The organism is Micromonospora sp. SH-82, assembly GCF_051132485.1.
In the GTDB taxonomy this organism is placed as follows: domain Bacteria; phylum Actinomycetota; class Actinomycetes; order Mycobacteriales; family Micromonosporaceae; genus Micromonospora.
In genome coordinates, this window is sequence record NZ_CP148049.1 from 2599086 (window position 1) to 2615836 (window position 16751).

Consider the following 16751-nt stretch of genomic DNA (forward strand, 5'->3'; position numbering starts at 1 on the left):
CCCTGGTCACCCGCGCCGTCCACCCCGGGGCGCCGCGCCGTTTCCACGGGTCAGCGGGCCGGGCAGCGTAGGCCGTCCGGGGGGACCGTCAGGTCGATCAGGTACGCGTCGACCGCCTCGACGACACAGGCGGTCTTCGGGTACGCGGTGTGCCCCTCGCCCTCCCAGGTCACCACCCGCCCGACGGCCAGCATGGCGGCCAGGGCGGGGGTCTGCTCGTACGGGGTGGCCGGGTCACCGGTGGTGCCGACCACCACGATCGGTGGTGCCCCTTCGGCAGGTCCCGTCGGGTACGGGTCGGGTCGGGCGGGCCACTCGATGCAGGACAGCATCCCGGTCGCCAACGCCGGCCCGAACAGGGGGTACTGCTGCCGCCACTGCGACTGGTACTGCCGGATCTGCTCCACTGTCGGCCGCTGGGCCTCGTCGGAGCAGTTCACCGCGAGGTTGGCGTCGAACAGGTTCGAGTAGCGCCCGTCGGGTTCCCGGCCGGCGTACCCGTCGGCGAGGGTGAAGACCTCCGTCGGGTCCCCGCCCTCCAACTGGTCGATCGCCCGGGCCAGCGCCTCCCAGCCCGATTCGGTGTAGAGGGAGGAGACGACGGCGAAGAAGATCCAACCGGCGGTCGCCTCCCGGCCGTCGGCTCCCCGTACCGGCGAGGACCGGGCCTTGTCGATCGCCGAGGTGACAGCCTCCCGGGCGTCCGGGGCGATCGGGCACCGGGCGACGTTCGCCGCACACCATTCGTCGAAGTTGTCGAAGGCCCGCTCGAAGCCTCGGGCCTGCCCCTCCGACCCGGCGACCAGGTCCTGTCGGGGGTCGATCGCCCCGTCGAGGACGAGGGCCCGGACCCGCTGCGGGTAGAGCTGGGCGTAGGTCGCGCCGAGCAGGGTGCCGTACGAGTAGCCGAGGTAGGTCAGCTTGTCGTCACCGACCGCCGAGCGGATCGCGTCCATGTCCCGGGCGGCCTGTGCGGTGGAGAACAGCGACAGCTGGTCGCCGTACCTCTCGCCGCAGCCCTGACCGATGCGGCGGTTGAGCGCCCGGTAGTCGTCGAAGTCCTGCTGGTCGACCGGGTCGGGGTCGGATCCGAAGCTGGCGTCCAGGTCGGCGTCGGAGATGCACTCCACCGGGCTGGAACGGGCCACCCCGCGCGGGTCGAAGCCGACGATGTCGAACCGTTCGGTGATGCTGTCGGGCAGCCCACCGAAGGCCGGCCCGAAGGAGAGGTAGACGGCGGTGTCCACCCCCGACCCACCCGGGCCGCCCGGATTGATCACCAGTGACCCGATCCGGTCGCGCTGCTTGGCCGACCGGGCCCGCAGGAGGGCGATCTCGAAGGTCTCCCCGCTGCCCGGTCCGGCCGTCGCCCCCGTTCCGTCGCCCCAGTCACGGGGTACGGCGATCCGCGCGCACTCGTACCGCATGTCGGGTGCGCCCCGGCCGACCAGTTCCTGGGCCACCTCGGGGCAGGGTCGCCACCGGGCGGCCCGCTCCCCGGCGGCCTCGCCGTCGTCGGCGGTACGGGGAGCGAACGCCGGCAGGGTGCAACCGGCGGCGACCAAGGTCACGGCGACGAGTCCGGCGAGGATGAGCCGGACCCGACGGATCCGGTGCGACGTACGGGGCAACTGTCGACCTCCCAGGTGATCTCGACGCCACGCTACGCGGGGTCCTCGCGAACGGCTGCGGGATCCCCACGCAGGACCTCGTCCACGTCGTACCGGATCGGCCGGTCGAGCTGGTCGTAGCCGCAGGAGCGCGGGTCCCGGTCGGGTCGCCAGCGCAGGAACCGGGCGGTGTGCCGCAGCCGGTCACCCTCCATCGCGTCGTACGCCACCTCGCACACCAGCTCGGGACGCAACGGCTCCCACTCCAGGTTCTTCGTCCCGGTCCACCGGCTGACCCCGCCGGGGATCCGCTGCCCCCGCTCGTGGTCCCCGTGCACCCAGGGGTGCTCCCCGTCGACGTCCCGGTATGGCTCCAGCTCGTCGAGGAGCTCCTTGCGGCGGGCCGCTGTGAACGAGGAGCTGACCCCGATGTGGTGCAGCACCCCGGAGTCGTCGTAGAGGCCGAGCAGCAGCGAACCCACCACCGGGCCGGTCTTGTGCCACCGGAATCCGGCCACCACCACGTCGGCGGTCCGGGCGTGCTTGACCTTGGCCATCAGCCGTTTGCCCGGCGCGTACGGCAGGTCCGCCGGTTTGACGATCAACCCGTCCAGTCCGGCGCCCTCGAACACGTCGAACCACCGTCGGGCGGTCGCCGCGTCGGTGGTGACCTGGGTGACGTGCATCGGTGGGCGTACCCCGGACAGGGCCTGCTCCAGCCGGGCCCGGCGCTGCGGGTAGGGCCGGTCGGTGAGCAGCTCGTCGTCGACGGCGAGCAGGTCGAAGGCGACGAAGTCGGCAGGGGTGGTCTCGGCGAGCAGCTTCACCCGGGACGCGGCCGGGTGGATCCGCTGGGCGAGCAGCTCGAAGTCGAGTCGGGGCTGCCCCTGCGGGCCGTCCCGACGGATGACGATCAGCTCGCCGTCGACGGCGCACCGGACGGGCAGCTGCCGCCGGGCCTGCTCCACCACCTCCGGGAAGTAGCGGGTCATGCTCTTGCCGCCCCGGCTGGCCAGCTCGACCTCGTCGCCGTCGCGGAAGACGATGCAGCGGAAGCCGTCCCACTTGGGCTCGTACGTCAGCCCGGGGTCGGTCGGCAACGACGAAACCGCTTTGGCCAGCATCGGCTCGACCGGCGGATTGATCGGCAGGTCCACGGCCCCAGTCAACCAGATCGACGCGAGGCCGGCGTCCCGGTTCCCCGTCGACCGCCGGGCGTGTCCGGCCCGACGGTCAGTAGCCGGCGAAGGAGCGGATCGGCATGCGGGGGCCGTAGCGGGGGGCGTGCAGGCCCTCGGCGGCGAGGAGGAGGCAGACCCGCCCCCGGTGGCCACGGAACGGCTCCAGCAGCGTCAACATCCGGGCGTCGTCGCCACGGGGTTCACCGGCCAACGCCCAGGTCACGGTGTGGGGGACGTGGTAGTCGCCGACGCTCACCGCGTCCGGGTCTCCGTAGGCGACCCGGACCACCTCGGCGGCGGTCCACGGCCCGATCCCGGGGACGGCGGTGAGGCGACGGGTGGCCTCCGCCGAGTCCGCGCAGCGTTGCAGCCGGTCGGCCATGGCGGCGGCCCGTCGTAGCGTCTCCGCTCGTCGCTGCTCCACCCCGAACGGGTGGAAGACCCAGTAGGGGGCGGCGGCGACGGCGGCCGGATCCGGGGGGAGCAGCAGTTGCCGCACCGGGCCGGGGGCCGGTTCGGCGAAGTGCCGCACGATCGCCGCGTACCCCCGGTAGGCCTCGGTTCCGGTGACCTTCTGCTCCAGGATCGCCCGCAGCACCCGGGGGAAGACGAGCCCGGTGGTGGGCATCCGGAGCCCCCGGTGCCGGGCGGCGAGCCGGGCGACGAGCGGGTGCGACCGGGCCTGTTCGGCGAAGCCGGTCAGGTCGTCGCGGAGCCCGGCGACGGCGTCGGCGCGGTCGACCACCCATCCGGCACCGGGGCCGTACCCCTCGGCGACCAGGTCACCGCCGGTCGGCCGGAGGGCGAGGGTGGCCGGGCCGTCCGGGGTGCGGGTGGCCCACCAGAAGACCCCGTCGGCGATCCGGGCACAGGGGTCGTACCTGCTGAAGGTCAGGGCACGGACCGACGCCCCCAACCGGTGGTCGGCGGGGGGCCGCAGCACCCGGCGGGCCGCCGGACCTGTCGCGTCCACCCGGACACTCTGTCACGCGTCCGTGCTGCCGGGACCGGGGGTCGTGGGTCCGTGCTGCCGGGACCGGGGGTCGTGGTCCCGGCAGCACGAACGCACCGCGGCGTCGGCCCGTACGGGCCGACGCCGCTTCCGTGGACGTCCGCGTTGCCGGTGCACCGACGTCCAGGTCCACCCCGCCCCCCGTCGGCTGTCGCACCGGCCGCCACGGCGATCCGGGACACCGCCGACGGGGGGCGGAAGGGGTGTGTCAGTACGAGGAGCCGGAGTCGGCGTTCGACGGCGGCTCGACGGCCTTCGGGGTGCCGGTGGGCAGGCACTCCAGGTTCTTCTTGCCGTTGGGCTGCACGGCGAACCAGGTGCCGCCGACGCCCTGGCCCTTCCACTGGCCGGCCTTCTTGTCACCGATGTAGCGGTAGAGCGGCCAGCCGTCGAGGGTGATCTGACGGGTGCCGTCCTGCCGGGTCACGGTGCCGACCTTCTCGTCGGCGACCCCGTCGAGCTGCGGGTTGCCGTCGGTCAGCGCGGGCGGCCAGACCTGGGCGCACTTGTCGATGCAGTTCGACGCGGCCGGGTCGTTGGTGTCCTTGTCGAAACGGTAGAGCAGGAAGCCCTTCTCGTCGGTGACGACCTTGCCCATCTTGGGCACCGCCTTGCCCTTGAGCGCCTGCGTGAGCTTGACGTTCGACGGGATCGGGGCGGACGTCGGGTCGGCGGTCGGGTCGGCGGTGGGGGCCGCCGTGGGCTCCGCTGTCACCTCCGGGGTCGCCCCCGGGTCGGCAGTCGAGGTGGGTTCGGCGGCGGCGACGGCCACCGGCTCGGCGGGGCCGGGGTTCGTCCCGTCGTAGCCTGCCGGAGCGCAAGCCGTCAGTGCGACCATTGCACCTACCGCCACGACGACGGTCCGCTTCAGGTGTGCCACGTGCCCTCCTCATACTTGGTCAGTCGCCGAGTAGTACGCGGGGGAGCGTGTCAAGGTTGAACGCGTCGAGGTGGCCAATGTCACCGATCAATGGTTGAACCGGTTGGCCGTTTCCTGCGTATCAGGGCGCACCTGGCCGTTTGGCCGGAAAAACACCGATCGGCGCCGGCCCCCGTCGTGGGAGGCCGACGCCGATCGCTCGACGGGAACCGTCAGATCTTCACTGTCACCAGGGCGGTCGCCACCCCTCGGTCGCTGATGTTCTGCACCTGCAACTGCTCGATGTCGCCCCGCTCCACGGCGGTCGTGGCACCCAGGACCAACTTCTCCGAGTTGGTGTTGGTGCCCCAGCCGCCCTCCGGCACCGCCCAGGAGGAGATCACCGCCGTCGACCCGTCGCGGCGGACCACGATCAGTCGGCAGTCACGCGGACCGGGCAGCTTGTTCAGGACGAAGTTGACCTGCGTGCCGTACGGCTTGTCCGAGACGTAGAAGGTGGCCTCCACGCCGGTGCTGGCGTCGGTGCCCGCGTACGGGTCGCCCTCGATCTCGTCCCGGCCTCCGAGCCCCGGCCCCGACGCCGACGGGTTCGGGGTGCCCGGCTCGCCCACCGGTGCCGTCACGCTCGGCTGGGCCCCCAACTCCGACGGGGCGCCGCCCTCGGTGACACTGGCGATGCCCACCCCGGTCAACCCGCCGAAGACCACCACCGCCGCCGCCGTGGTGAGGATCTGCCGGAACCGCTGGCGACGTCGCTGGCCGCGCACCGCTGCCAACGTACGGTCCAGCAGCCGGGGATCCGTGGCGGTCTGCTCCATCGCCGTCATCGTCTCGCCGTCGATGTCGGAGAGCATCCCCACCACCGGGACCATCGTCTCCAACTCCGCCGCACACGCCCAGCAGGCGGCGAGGTGCTCCTCGAACCGTTCGGTGTCCTGCTCGTCCAGTACGCCGAGCGCGTACGCCGCGACGTCCATGTGCTCCGTCCGGCTCACTCCGTCACCCCCCTCTCCTGTAGCGCCGTGCGCAGTGCACGAAGTGCGTAGTAGACCCGCGACTTCGCGGTACCCAACGGCAGTCCCAACTCCTCGGCCGCCTCGGGCACGGTCCGTCCCCGAAAGTACGTGGCCACCAGGATCTCCCGGTGTGACTGACTCAGCGTACGCAGAGCGTCCGCCACCGTCATCGTCCGCAACACCCGCTCGGTGCTGTCCGCCTCCGCGAAGGCGGTCAGGTCCCGGTCGTACGTCTCGGGCGGGCGGGCCTGTTCACTGCGGTGCTCGTCGATCGCGATCCGCCGGGCCACCGTCACCAGCCAGGGGCGCAACGACCCCTGCCCCTGGACGCCCAGCCGGTGCGCGTTACGCCAGGCCCGCAGCAGCGTCTCCTGGACGATGTCCTCGGCGCGCTGCCGGTCACCGCCGGTCAGCCGCATCACGAAGGCCAGCAGCGGACCGGCGTGTTCGGCGTAGAGCAGCCGGATCAACCGGTCCGAGTGACCCGCGTCGTCCGGAGCCTGATGGCGTCCGGTCGTCGGTCGCGGGGTCACCGGGTCATTCTGGCGATCGACCGAACGGGCGTCGACCCCCCGGGTCGAGCGGGAGACCCGGGACTGGGAGCGGGCGGACATCCAGTCCGCCCGGACCCGGTCGCCGTGCCAGCCGGCCGCCACCGCATGCATGCAGACCTCCGGAACGTCCTGTCAGCTCAGTCGGCCCCCCCGACGGACTCCGTGGACTCCGTCGAGCAGGGCTGCCCGGTGATACGCAGGTGTCGCCCCAGCGGATCAACGACCGGCGGAAAAAAATCCCGAAGGGGGTGCGACCGATCCGGTGGCGTCCGCGTCGTGCACCACAGAGGTGCCCCCGACGAACCGGTCCAGCTCCCCACCGGCCACCACCCGGCCCGGGAACCAGTCCCCGGCCGCCCGTCGGGTCAGCTCCGGCACCGGGGGTTCCGTCCGCCCCGCCACCAGCACCAGATTGCCGAACCGTCGGCCGCGCAGCACCGCCGCGTCGGCCACCACGCAGGCGTACGGCAGGACCGCCCGTACCGTCGCCACCTGCCCCCGGGCGTGCCGCAGCGGTGGCCCGTCCGCCACGTTCGCCAGGTACCACCCGTCGGGTCGCAGCACCCGGGCCACCTCGGCGACGTACTCCACGCTGGTCAGATGCGCCGGGGTACGGGCACCGGCGAACACGTCGGCCACCACCACGTCGAAGCTCGCGTCCGGGGTGGACGCCAACATCGCCCGCGCGTCGGCCACCCGTACCCGGATCCGGAGGTCGGCCGGCCACGGCAACGCCCGGCGGACCAGCTCCACCAGGGCACCGTCGACCTCGCAGACCCGTTGGGCGGAGCCGGGACGGGTCACCCCGACGTACCGGGGCAGGGTCAACGCGCCCCCACCGAGGTGCAGCACCCGCAGCGGCGTCCCCGGCGGGGCGACCAGGTCGAGGGCGGCGGCGAACCGCCGGACGTACTCGAACTCCAGGTGGGTCGGGTCGGCCAGGTCGACGTGCGACTGCGGGGCACCGTCGAGCAGCAGGGTGAACGAGCGGGGCCGGTCCGGGTCGGGGACCAGTTCGGCCCGGCCGGTGTCGACCTCCTCGACCGACCGGTCCGCACCGCGCCGCCGACCCATCAGTGTCCGGCCCGGGCGGCGGCGGTCAACGCCCGGTGCAGCAGCCGGGCGTCGCCCAGCAACGCCCGCAGCCGGCGCTCCAACCCGGCGATCGGCACCAGGTTCTGCGGCGCCCGTGGATCCTTGTACGGCGTCGACGCGAACCGGGGGAGCGTCACCAGCGACAGGTCGGCCAGCCCGATCGCCGCCGACTCGGGCAGCTCCGCCGAACACTCCACCCGGACGATCCCCGCCCACGGGGCCCGACTGGCCACCGGCAGCCGCAGATACCAGGAGTAGCCACCCCAGGCGGTGCCCAGCCGGAACACCGGCGACCGCTGCCCCGACCGCAGCCCGGTCACCACCGAGGTCAGCCGGGCGTCGAGGTACTGGCTGTGCTGGGTCTTGACGTAGCCCAGGGTGCGCGGGAGGTTGCGCCGACTCCGCAGTGGACCGTCCACCACCAGCAGGTCACCGTCGGTACGGGCGGCCCCGGAGACCTCCACCTCCAGGGCGGTCAGCGGCCCCTGCACCGCCGCCGACAGCTTGTTCATCTCCCCGCTGCCCCCCACCCGGTGCACCGGGTACCGGATCCGCCCGGCCACCACCTCCCGCGCCGACGGACTCGCCGTGAACAGCCCCCGGCCCACCGTCGCCCCCGCCAGGCTCGCCGCCCCCCGCACCAGGTCGCAGCAGACCACCCCGGCGGCGTACGAGGCGGCCACCCCGGGGAACGAGGTCCCGTCCGGCTCCGCCGTCCAGACGCTGGCGTCGATCCGGCGTACCCCGTCGACCAGGAGGACCACGTCCGGTGCCGAGACGTCCCGGCACACGTCGATGGCCCGCCAGTCCACCACCGGCAACTCCACGGTGGCGTCGACCTGGGCGCTGCTCGGCGTCGCCGGTCCGGCCGGGGCCGCCTCGAAGGAGGCCCCGTACCCCGGGTCCCAGGAGTCGACGAACAGTTGCGCCCCGGCCGGTTCCTCCCCCGTCGTCACAGGCCGGTCCGTTCGACGCGGGCGGTACGGGCGTCCTTGCGGACCTCGAACCGGACCGGGATCCGTTCGGCCAGGGCGGGTACGTGGGTGACCACCCCGACCATCCGGTCCCCCCGGGCGGCCAGGCTTTCCAGGGTGGCGGCGACGGTGTCCAACGTGGCCACGTCGAGGGTGCCGAACCCCTCGTCGAGCACTATCGACTCCAGGCTCGCCGAGGTGGTGGAGAGCCCGGCCAGCTGCTCGGAGAGGGCCAGGGCCAGGGCCAGCGAGGCCTGGAAGGTCTCCCCACCGGAGAGGGTCCGCACCCCGCGCCGCAGCCCGGCGTCGTGGTGGTCGACGACGAAGAACTCCCCCTTGTCGTGGACGAGGTCGTACTGGCCGGAGGAGAGTTCCCGCAGGATCCGGGACGCCCCGTCGACCAGCAGGTCCAGCGCCTCGGCGAGCAGCCACCGCTCGAAGTTGTTGGCCCGCAGGTGTCCGGCCAACGCCCGCGCCAACCGGGCCTCGCGTTCGTGCCCGGCCCGCTGCTCACGCAGCCCGGCGGCCTGCTCACGGCGCTCCACCGACCGACGGTGATCCGCCTCGGCCCGCTCCACGGCGACCGCCGCCACCCGGACCGGATCGTCGTCCGGGGTCAACCCGGCGGCGGCGAGCAACTCGGCGATCCGCCCCTGGACGACCTCGGCCGCCCGGCGGGCCGCGTCGACCGCGGCGGCCCGCTCCGTCCGTTCGGTGTGCCGCCGGGCGGCCTGACCCGCGGCCCACTCGGCGAGGGCCGCCCAGGCGGCGCTCACGTCGTCCCGGTCGGCGGCCGGGGGCGCCAGCCGGGCCAGCCCGTCCCGGGTCGCGTCGAAGTCGCGCCACGAGGTCCGCAGCCGTTCCTCGGCCGCGTCCACCGCCCCCCGGGCCCGGCGGGCCGCGTCCCGGCCGGTCCGGACCGCGCCCGCCGCCTCGTCCAGGGCCCGGCGCAGCCGGGCGTGCTCGGCCAGGTCGTGCCGGAGCGCCTCCGGGGTCGCGGCCCCGGCGAGCCGGTCGTCCAACTCGGTCAGCCGGTCCCGCAGCTGGTCGTGCCGGGCCCGGGCGCGCAGCAGCACCCGCTCCAGGTCCCGGGCGGCCACGTCCCGGTCCTGCACCGCGCGTTTCGCCGAGTCGCTCTCGGAACGGGCCGTCTTCCCGGCGGCGACGGCCGCCGCCACCGCCGACCCGGCCGGCAGCGCCGGCACCCGGGACACCTGCTGTTCGCAGACCGGGCAGGGCGCACCCGCCGCCAGGTGGGCGCGCAGCACCGCCGCCTGGTCGGCCGCCTTGGCCGCCTCGTGCGCCGCGAACGCCGCCTCCAACACCGACTCGGCCCGTTCGGCGGCCGCCCGGGCCTGCGCCAGCGCGGCCACCGCCGCCTCGTGTTCGTCCTGGGCCAGGGTGAGCGCCGGGGTCACCTCGGCGAGCTCCCCGGAGATCCGGTCCCGGTCGGCGTAGGCCGACAGCAGCACCCGCGAGGCGCTCTCGTCGCCCACGCCGGCCAGCTCTCCGCGCAGCTTCTCCTCCCGCTCCTCGGCCACCGTCACCGCCGTCGCGGCCTCCTGGGCTGCGGCCCGCGCCACGCTGACCGCCAGCGCCACCTCGGCCACCCCGTCGGGGGGCCGGACCGCGCCGAGGACGGCCAGGTCGGCGTCGATGGCGGCCAGCGCCGCCCCCGCCTCCCGCTGCGCCGCGCGGGCGGCCTCCCACTCGGGTACGGCCGACCCGACCGCCCCGGCGAGGTCCCGTGCCTGCTCGACCCGCCCCTGCGCAGCGGCCAGGGCGGCGTCGTCGGTGTCGGTGAGGCCGCCGAGTATTCGGTCGACCTCCTCCAGACGCGCCTCGGCCCGCCCGGCCCGCTCGGTGGCCCGTTTCTGCACCTCCTCGTAGACCCCGAGGCCCAGCAGGTTGACCAGGATCTGCTGCCGGGTGGCCGGCTTGGCGTGCAGGAAGTCGGCGAACTGTCCCTGTGGCAGCACCACACAGCTGGTGAACTGCTCGTACGGCAGCCCGACGGCGGCCAGCACCGCCTTCTCCATCTCGGCAGGGGTGCCCGCCACCACCTCACCGAGGTCCTCCGGACTCAGCCCGGTGTCCAGTTTGGTCACGTCGAACCCGGGTGGCATGAGCTGCATCCCGGCGTTGGCGGTCTTGACGTTGCCCCGCCCGTCCCGCCGGACCACCCGGGTCGCCACGTACCTGTCACCGGCCGACTCGAAGACCAGCCGGACCCGGGCCTCGGTGGCCGACGGGGCGAGGGCGTTGCCCAGCCCCCGTGCCCCGCCCCACCGGGGCACCGTGCCGTAGAGGGCGAAACAGATCGCGTCCAACACGGTGGACTTGCCCGAGCCGGTCGGCCCCACCAGGGCGAAGAAGTCCGCGTCGGTGAAGTCGACGGTGGTCGGGTCCCGGAAGACGGTGAAGCCGGCGAGGTCCAGGCGCATCGGTCGCACTACCGGTCGACCTCCTCGAACAGCTCGTCGAACAGCTCCCGGACTCCCTCGTCGGCGTGCCCCCGGCTGTCCAGGTAGTCGGCGAACAGCTCCCGGGGGGACCGGCCGGCCCGCTGGGCGGTCCGGGTGCCGCTGCCGGGGGCCGGCACCAACTCCGGGTCGATGCGGATCTCCACCGCCGTCGGAAGCAGCTCCTGCACCTGTTCGCGCAGCCCCGCCCGGGGCTGCTCCCGGACGTACACCCGCAGCCAGCCCTCCGGGACGGTGGCCTCGGCCAGCTGCTCCAGGGTGCCCCGGACCGTACGCAGCGGCAGCGCCGCGGTCACCGGGACCTCCCGCACCCGGGCCGCGGTGGTCGGGGTCACCTCCACCACCGTCACCGAGGGGACGTTCTCCTGCTCCCCGAAGTCGACGGCCAGCGGGCTGCCGCTGTACCGGATCGGGCACGGGCCGTTGATCCGCTGTGACCGGTGCAGGTGTCCCAACGCGACGTAGTGCGCGGTGCCGGGGAAGACCGAGGCCGGGACGGCGTACCCGAGGACCGTGTGCGCGTCGCGTTCCCCGCCGCCGACCGCCGCCCCGACCACTGTCAGGTGGGCGGTGACCAGGTGCACCCGACCCGCCTCGTCGAACCCCTCGCAGAGCCGGGCCACGATCCGGCCCAGGTGGTCGGCGTAGGTCTGGTTGGCCTCGGCGGCGGTCAGGTCGTACATCTCCACCGCGCGGACCGCGTACCGCTGGGACAGGAACGGCAACGCGGCGACCCGCCACCGCTCGCCGCCTGCGGTGACCCCGTCGACGACGTGGTCGTCCGGGTTCTCCCGGACGCTGCCGCGCAGGGTGATCCCCGCCGCCTCGGCCCAGGGGCGCAGCGCGTCCAGGGCCGCCCCGTTGTCGTGGTTGCCGCCGATGGCCACCACGTCGGCCCCGAGCCGGCGCAGCGCCGTCAACGCCCGGGTGACCAGCCGGGTCGCCTCCGGGGTGGGGGCCGCCGTGTCGTACAGGTCACCGGCGACGATCACCAGGTCGGGGCGCTCGGTGCGGGCGACCTCGATGACCCCGGCGAGGACCTGCTTGTGCTCCTCGGCCCGGGACCGCCCCTTGAGCACCTTGCCGACGTGCCAGTCGGAGGTGTGCAGGATCTTCATCGGGAGGTCACCTGACTACTAGAACGGGATGTCGTCGTCGCTGCCGCCGCCGGAGCCGACCACCACGAACGGGTCGGTCGTCCCGGTGATCGACCGGAGGGTCTGCGAGGGGGCCCGACCGGCCTCGGAGACCCGGGTGGCCCAGGCCGGGAAGGGGAACTCCAGGCAGAGCGGGACCGGGATGTCCGGCTGGTTGACGAACATCGTCCCCGGTTTGGCCAACAGGGCCCGCTGCCGCTGGGCGGGCGGGAGGAAACCGTACTCCGGGCGGGACGCCTCGGCCGGGTCCAGCCGACCCACCACCCGGATCGCGGAGTTCGTCACGATCCGCCGCTCCACCTCGCTGGCGGTCTGCTGCGCCCCGACCAGGATGACGCCGAGCGAGCGTCCCCGCTCGGCGATGTCGAGCAGCACCTCCTTGATCGGCGAGGAACCCTCCCGGGGGGCGTACTTGTTCAACTCGTCCAGGACGACGAAGAGCAGCGGCTTGGCGGTCCCGGCCTTCTCCTTGCGCTCGAACTCGCTCTTGAGGGTCACCCCGACCACGAACCGCTGCGCCCGGTCCGGCAGGTTGTGCAGGTCGACCACTGTGACCTGGGCGCTCTCGGCGGTGTTGATGCTGTGCGGGCGGCGGGTGGCGAGGTCGCCCCGGATCAGCCGGGACAGGTCCTTCTTACTGCCGATCAGCCGCCGGGCGAAGGCGTTGACGGTGCCCAACCCGACAGCGCTGCCCGCCCAGTCGCTGCGGGTCTCGTCGTCGTTGAGCTGCTCCACGATGTGGTCGACCAGGTCGCCGTAGCTGCCCAGGCGTACCCCGTCGATGCTCACCCCACCGTCGGCGGGCTGGGCGTACCGGGCCAGGTGGGCGGCGACCGAGTGGACCACCATCGTGTACTGCTGGCGCTCGTCGTCGGCGTCGGCGAAGACGTACGGCAGCAGCCGGTCGGCGCAGAACTCCGACAGCGTCCAGTAGAAGCTGTCCACCCCGCTGAGCCGGCTGCTCACGTCCGGGGTGCCGGAGGAGTCGCCGACCCGGGGCGGGGCGTACACCCGGACGTCGGCGAAGGCACCGGCGTCCAGGCCGAGCTTGGCGTACCCGGCCCGGGTGGGTTCGTCGAGGCGGGTGTTGGGATGGTCGAGGAAGAGCAGGTCCTCGCCCTTGACGTTGAAGATCAGCGCCTTGGCGTTGACGGCGTCCCCGCCGAGGACCCCCGACCGGAACACCGAGTAGAGCAGGAAGGTGGCGAAGCTGGTCTTGGTGGCGACCCCGGAGATGCCGGAGATGGAGACGTGCGCCCCCCGGGTGCCGTCGAGGAAGTCGGCGTTGAGGTAGACCGGCACCCCGTCGCGGCCCATCCCCATCGGGATCCGCCGTTCCATCCGGTCGAAGTGCAGCGCCCGGGCCCGGGCGTCCCCCTCGGCGCGGTGCACCACCGCCCCCGGCGAGGGCGGCACGTAGAACTCCGGGTCGACCCGGGTGGTGGTGATCTCGGCGGCCTCCTGGACCATCGCCGGGAGGGTGCCGTCGGCGATGGCGAAGACGTCCGAGTCGAACTGCGCCCCCTCGTGCCGGGCCCGGACCTGGGTCACCACCCCGGCGATGGTCACCGGCTCCCGGTCGGGCAGCTCACGGCGGGTCACCACCACGTCGTCGAGTTGCAGGTAGCTGCCGGGGGCCACAGCCGTCCAGAACTGCAACGGGGTGGCGTCGGCGGTGCCGAGCACCCGGCCGACGCCGCCCGCGCCGTCGAACTCGTCGTCGGTCATCGGGGGACTCCGGTCAGCCGGGTGTCTCGGTCAGCGCACACGTCCTGCATCCTGCCCGAGGAGTGTGACAGGTTGCCACGCGACGTGCCGCCGCCCACTGGCGGCGACCGCCGACACACCGTCGGTGTCGACGGGCTCCGGTCGGTGGGCGACCCCGACCGGTGGTGGGCGACCCCGACCGGCGGGCGGCGGTGCCCGCAGCGGTCAGTCGCGGGCGTACCGGAGCAGGAGGGTGCCGTCGTCGGCGCCGAGCACGTGCCGCAGCGGCAACCGGCGGGGGAGCGTCTCCTCCCCGGCGGTGATCCGTCCCGCTCCCGGACCGGCCAGCAGCGGGGAGACGGTCAGGCAGACCTCGTCGACGAGGTCGGCGGCGGTGAGCGCGCCGAAGAGCCGGGGGCCGCCCTCGCAGAGCACCTGTCCGAGCCCACGGCGGCGCAGCTCGACCAGCCCGGCCGCGAGGTCCACCCGGTCGGTGCCGCACCGGAGGAGGTCGACCACGTCGGTCAACCCGGGCGGCGGCACGGCGGCGTCGTGGGTGAGCACGATCGGCCGGACCGGGGCGTCGGCGAACGCGGCCTGTCCGGGGTCGAGGGCCAGGGACCCGGAGACCACCACCAGCGTCGGGTACGCCGGCAGTCCGCGCTCCGTGCGCCAGGCCCGACGTCGCTCGTCCAGGCGCAGGGCGCGGTAGCCCTCCTCGCGTACCGTCCCGGCGGCGACCAGCAGACCGTCGCAGAGCATCCGGAGCAGCCGGAAGACCCGCTTGTCCGGTTCACCGGAGAGTCCTTCGGAGAGTCCGTCCACACTGACCGCACCGTCCAGACTGGCCACGAAGTTCATCCGCAGGCGCGGTCCGTCGGTCCGTTCGTACAACGTGGTCAGTTCGGTCTGCGACAACCCGTCGGCGGTACGGGGGGACGGCGGATCGACCTCGGGTGGCGGCAGGAGCCGGTGGATGGCGGTGCGTACGCTCATTCGCCGGCCGGCCCGGTCACCACAGGGGTCGGTACGGGAGTACGGTGCTGGCAGTCACACCAGTTCCGGCCGGGGCACTCGTCGTGCCGCCGTGCCCGGCACGCTCGGCAGATCATGCCGCCAGCCTAGGCCGAGGAAGGACAGGGCCGCATGTCCCGTCAGATCTTTCAGCTGAAGGTGTCCCTGTCCGGGCACCGGCCGACCCTGCGGCGGCGGGTCCTGGTGCCCGGGGGCCACACCCTGGACCGACTACACAGGGTGGCGGGGTGCCCGATGGACCGGCGGGACTGACCGGTGCGAGCACGACCCGATGGTGGAGGACGTCGTCGTCGCCGACCCCGACGAGGGGTGTCCGGACGGGCACTGCGGGTTCGGTCGGCGCCCCCGGCGTCGTCTCCCGACTGGTGGGACGGTGGCGCTCGGTGGGTGTCGGCCCTACCGCCGGTACGGTCCGACCTGATCGCACAGACGGGCGGGTCTCGGTGCCCCGCAGCCGTCCTTCCGTCCGTCGAGGGCGACGTATCGCCTGCTCAGGACGGTTGTGGCAGAGGCCGGGAAGGCTCTGTCGGTGGTGGCCCCGTCGGGGCCGGCGGTAACGATCTGGGAACGCTGCAAACGGTCTATTGACACTCCTGTAACCCCCCGGCAGTCTCATGGGAGCGCTCCCGGCGCTCGCGGATCCAGCGAACCGGGGCACTCGAAACCGGTCCGGCCCTCCGCCGGGCCCGGCTTCGCGAGCAGCACACCCCACCACGGAAACCCACTGCCTCACCACCGAAAAGAGGGGTCAGGATGAGCGTCACCACGCGGCGCAACCGCATGGCCGTCGCCGCCCTTGCCGCGATCACCGCACTGGGCGGTCTCACGGCCTGCGGCAACGACGAGAGCTCGACCACCGCCGACGGAAAGCCGGCCAAGCTGGTCGTCGACACCTTCGGCGAGATGGGCTACGACGAGCTCGTCAAGCAGTACGAGAAGGAATCCGGCATCAAGATCGAGCTGCGCAAGACCGCTCAGCTCGGTGACTACCGCCCCAAGCTGGTCCGCTACCTCGCCACCGGCAAGGGCGCGGGCGACGTGGTCGCCCTGGAGGAGGGCATCCTCAACGAGTTCAAGGCCAACCCGCGTAACTGGGTGGACCTGCAGCCGTTGGTCGCCGACCACTCCACCGAGTACCTGCCCTGGAAGTGGGAGCTGGGCAAGGCCCCCGACGGTCGGCTGATGGGTCTGCCGACCGACGTCGGCAGCCTCGCGGTCTGCTACCGCAAGGACCTGTTCCAGGCCGCCGGTCTGCCGACCGAGCGGGACCAGGTCACCGCCCTCTGGCCGGACTGGAACGGCTTCCTCGCCGCGGGCAAGAAGTACAAGGCCGGCAGCGGCGGCAAGGCCCTGATCGACTCGATCACCGCGGTCTCCAACGGCGTGTTGTTCCAGCAGGGCACCGACCTGTTCTACGACAAGGACAACAACGTCATCGCGGACAAGAGCCCGGCGGTCCGGGCCGCGTGGGACACCGCGACCTCGATGAGCGAGATCTCCGCCAAGGCCCAGACCTGGTCGCCCGAGTGGTCGGCCGGCTTCAAGCAGGGCAGCTTCGCCGCGACCTTCTGCCCGTCCTGGATGCTCGGCATCGTGGCGGACAACTCCGGTCCGGCCAACAAGGGCAAGTGGGACGTCGCCGGCGTGCCGGGCGGCGCGGGTAACTGGGGCGGCTCCTGGCTGTCCGTGCCGGAGCAGAGCGCCCACCAGAAGGAGGCCGCGAAGCTGGCCGAGTTCCTGACCAGCTCCAAGAGCCAGGTCGAGGCGTTCAAGCTCAAGGGCCCACTGCCCACCAACCTGGAGGCCCTGAAGAACCAGGACTTCCTGAGCTACACCAACGAGTACTTCAGCGGGGCCCCTACCGCCAAGATCTTCGGTGAGAGCGTCGCCAACATCAAGCCGGTCCACCTGGGTCCGAAGCACCAGGCGGTCAAGGAGAACGCGCTCGAGCCGGCCCTGCGGTCGTTCGAGAACGGGCAAGCCAACAAGGAGAAGGCCTGGGAGCAGTTCACGAAGGACGCCACCACCCAGGGCGCCTTCTGAGTCA

The 16751-nt window shown here is 73.1% G+C and carries 13 protein-coding genes and 1 pseudogene; 2 read left to right on the forward strand and 12 right to left on the reverse strand.

The window, feature by feature from the left end; translation table 11 throughout:
• Positions 1–50: 50 nt before the first annotated feature.
• From WHN02_RS11965 to WHN02_RS12020, 12 genes are all read right to left on the reverse strand, one after another.
• On the reverse strand, positions 51–1610 hold the full coding sequence (locus WHN02_RS11965; protein WP_434743927.1) for an alpha/beta hydrolase: 1560 nt from the start codon (positions 1608–1610) through the stop codon (positions 51–53).
• A 53-nt stretch (positions 1611–1663) separates the two neighbouring features.
• Positions 1664–2767: an ATP-dependent DNA ligase gene (locus WHN02_RS11970; RefSeq protein ID WP_434743928.1), complete on the reverse strand. Its 1104-nt coding sequence runs from the start codon at positions 2765–2767 to the stop codon at positions 1664–1666.
• A 76-nt stretch (positions 2768–2843) separates the two neighbouring features.
• Positions 2844–3764, reverse strand: a complete 921-nt coding sequence (locus WHN02_RS11975) for a DNA-3-methyladenine glycosylase family protein (protein WP_434743377.1) — start codon at positions 3762–3764, stop codon at positions 2844–2846.
• Between the two features lie 247 nt (positions 3765–4011).
• Positions 4012–4683 carry a COG4315 family predicted lipoprotein gene (locus WHN02_RS11980; RefSeq protein WP_434743378.1) on the reverse strand — a complete coding sequence of 224 codons (672 nt, stop codon included), beginning with the start codon at positions 4681–4683 and terminating at the stop codon, positions 4012–4014.
• 212 nt (positions 4684–4895) lie between these two features.
• Positions 4896–5678, reverse strand: a complete 783-nt coding sequence (locus WHN02_RS11985) for an anti-sigma factor family protein (RefSeq protein ID WP_434743379.1) — start codon at positions 5676–5678, stop codon at positions 4896–4898.
• A complete protein-coding gene (locus tag WHN02_RS11990; protein ID WP_350895697.1) occupies positions 5675–6364 on the reverse strand; it encodes a sigma-70 family RNA polymerase sigma factor in 690 nt (229 codons plus the stop codon). Before WHN02_RS11990 ends, WHN02_RS11985 begins: the two co-directional genes overlap by 4 nt.
• Positions 6365–6469: 105 nt before the next feature.
• On the reverse strand, positions 6470–7327 hold the full coding sequence (locus WHN02_RS11995; RefSeq protein WP_434743380.1) for a spermidine synthase: 858 nt from the start codon (positions 7325–7327) through the stop codon (positions 6470–6472).
• Positions 7327–8304, reverse strand: coding sequence for a hypothetical protein (locus WHN02_RS12000; RefSeq protein WP_434743381.1), 978 nt, complete (start codon positions 8302–8304; stop codon positions 7327–7329). The genes WHN02_RS11995 and WHN02_RS12000 overlap by 1 nt, the downstream gene beginning before the upstream one ends.
• On the reverse strand, positions 8301–10775 hold the full coding sequence (locus tag WHN02_RS12005) for an AAA family ATPase (RefSeq protein ID WP_434743382.1): 2475 nt from the start codon (positions 10773–10775) through the stop codon (positions 8301–8303). Before WHN02_RS12005 ends, WHN02_RS12000 begins: the two co-directional genes overlap by 4 nt.
• Positions 10775–11923 (reverse strand): exonuclease SbcCD subunit D, encoded by a 1149-nt coding sequence (locus WHN02_RS12010; RefSeq protein WP_434743383.1) that lies wholly within the window; start codon positions 11921–11923, stop codon positions 10775–10777. The genes WHN02_RS12005 and WHN02_RS12010 overlap by 1 nt, the downstream gene beginning before the upstream one ends.
• 18 nt (positions 11924–11941) lie before the next feature.
• On the reverse strand, positions 11942–13690 hold the full coding sequence (locus WHN02_RS12015; RefSeq protein WP_434743384.1) for an ATP-binding protein: 1749 nt from the start codon (positions 13688–13690) through the stop codon (positions 11942–11944).
• Between the two features lie 204 nt (positions 13691–13894).
• Positions 13895–14665 (reverse strand): pyrimidine reductase family protein, encoded by a 771-nt coding sequence (locus WHN02_RS12020; RefSeq protein WP_434743385.1) that lies wholly within the window; start codon positions 14663–14665, stop codon positions 13895–13897.
• Positions 14666–14815: 150 nt separating this feature from the next.
• On the opposite strand from WHN02_RS12020, the pseudogene WHN02_RS12025 reads away from it, so the two are divergent.
• Positions 14816–14953, forward strand: a pseudogene (locus tag WHN02_RS12025) (IS1096 element passenger TnpR family protein); the annotation flags it as partial.
• 504 nt (positions 14954–15457) lie between these two features.
• The gene (locus WHN02_RS12030) at positions 15458–16747 is read left to right on the forward strand and encodes an ABC transporter substrate-binding protein (RefSeq protein ID WP_434743386.1); all 1290 of its coding nucleotides are present in this window, start codon (positions 15458–15460) and stop codon (positions 16745–16747) included.
• Positions 16748–16751 lie beyond the last annotated feature (4 nt).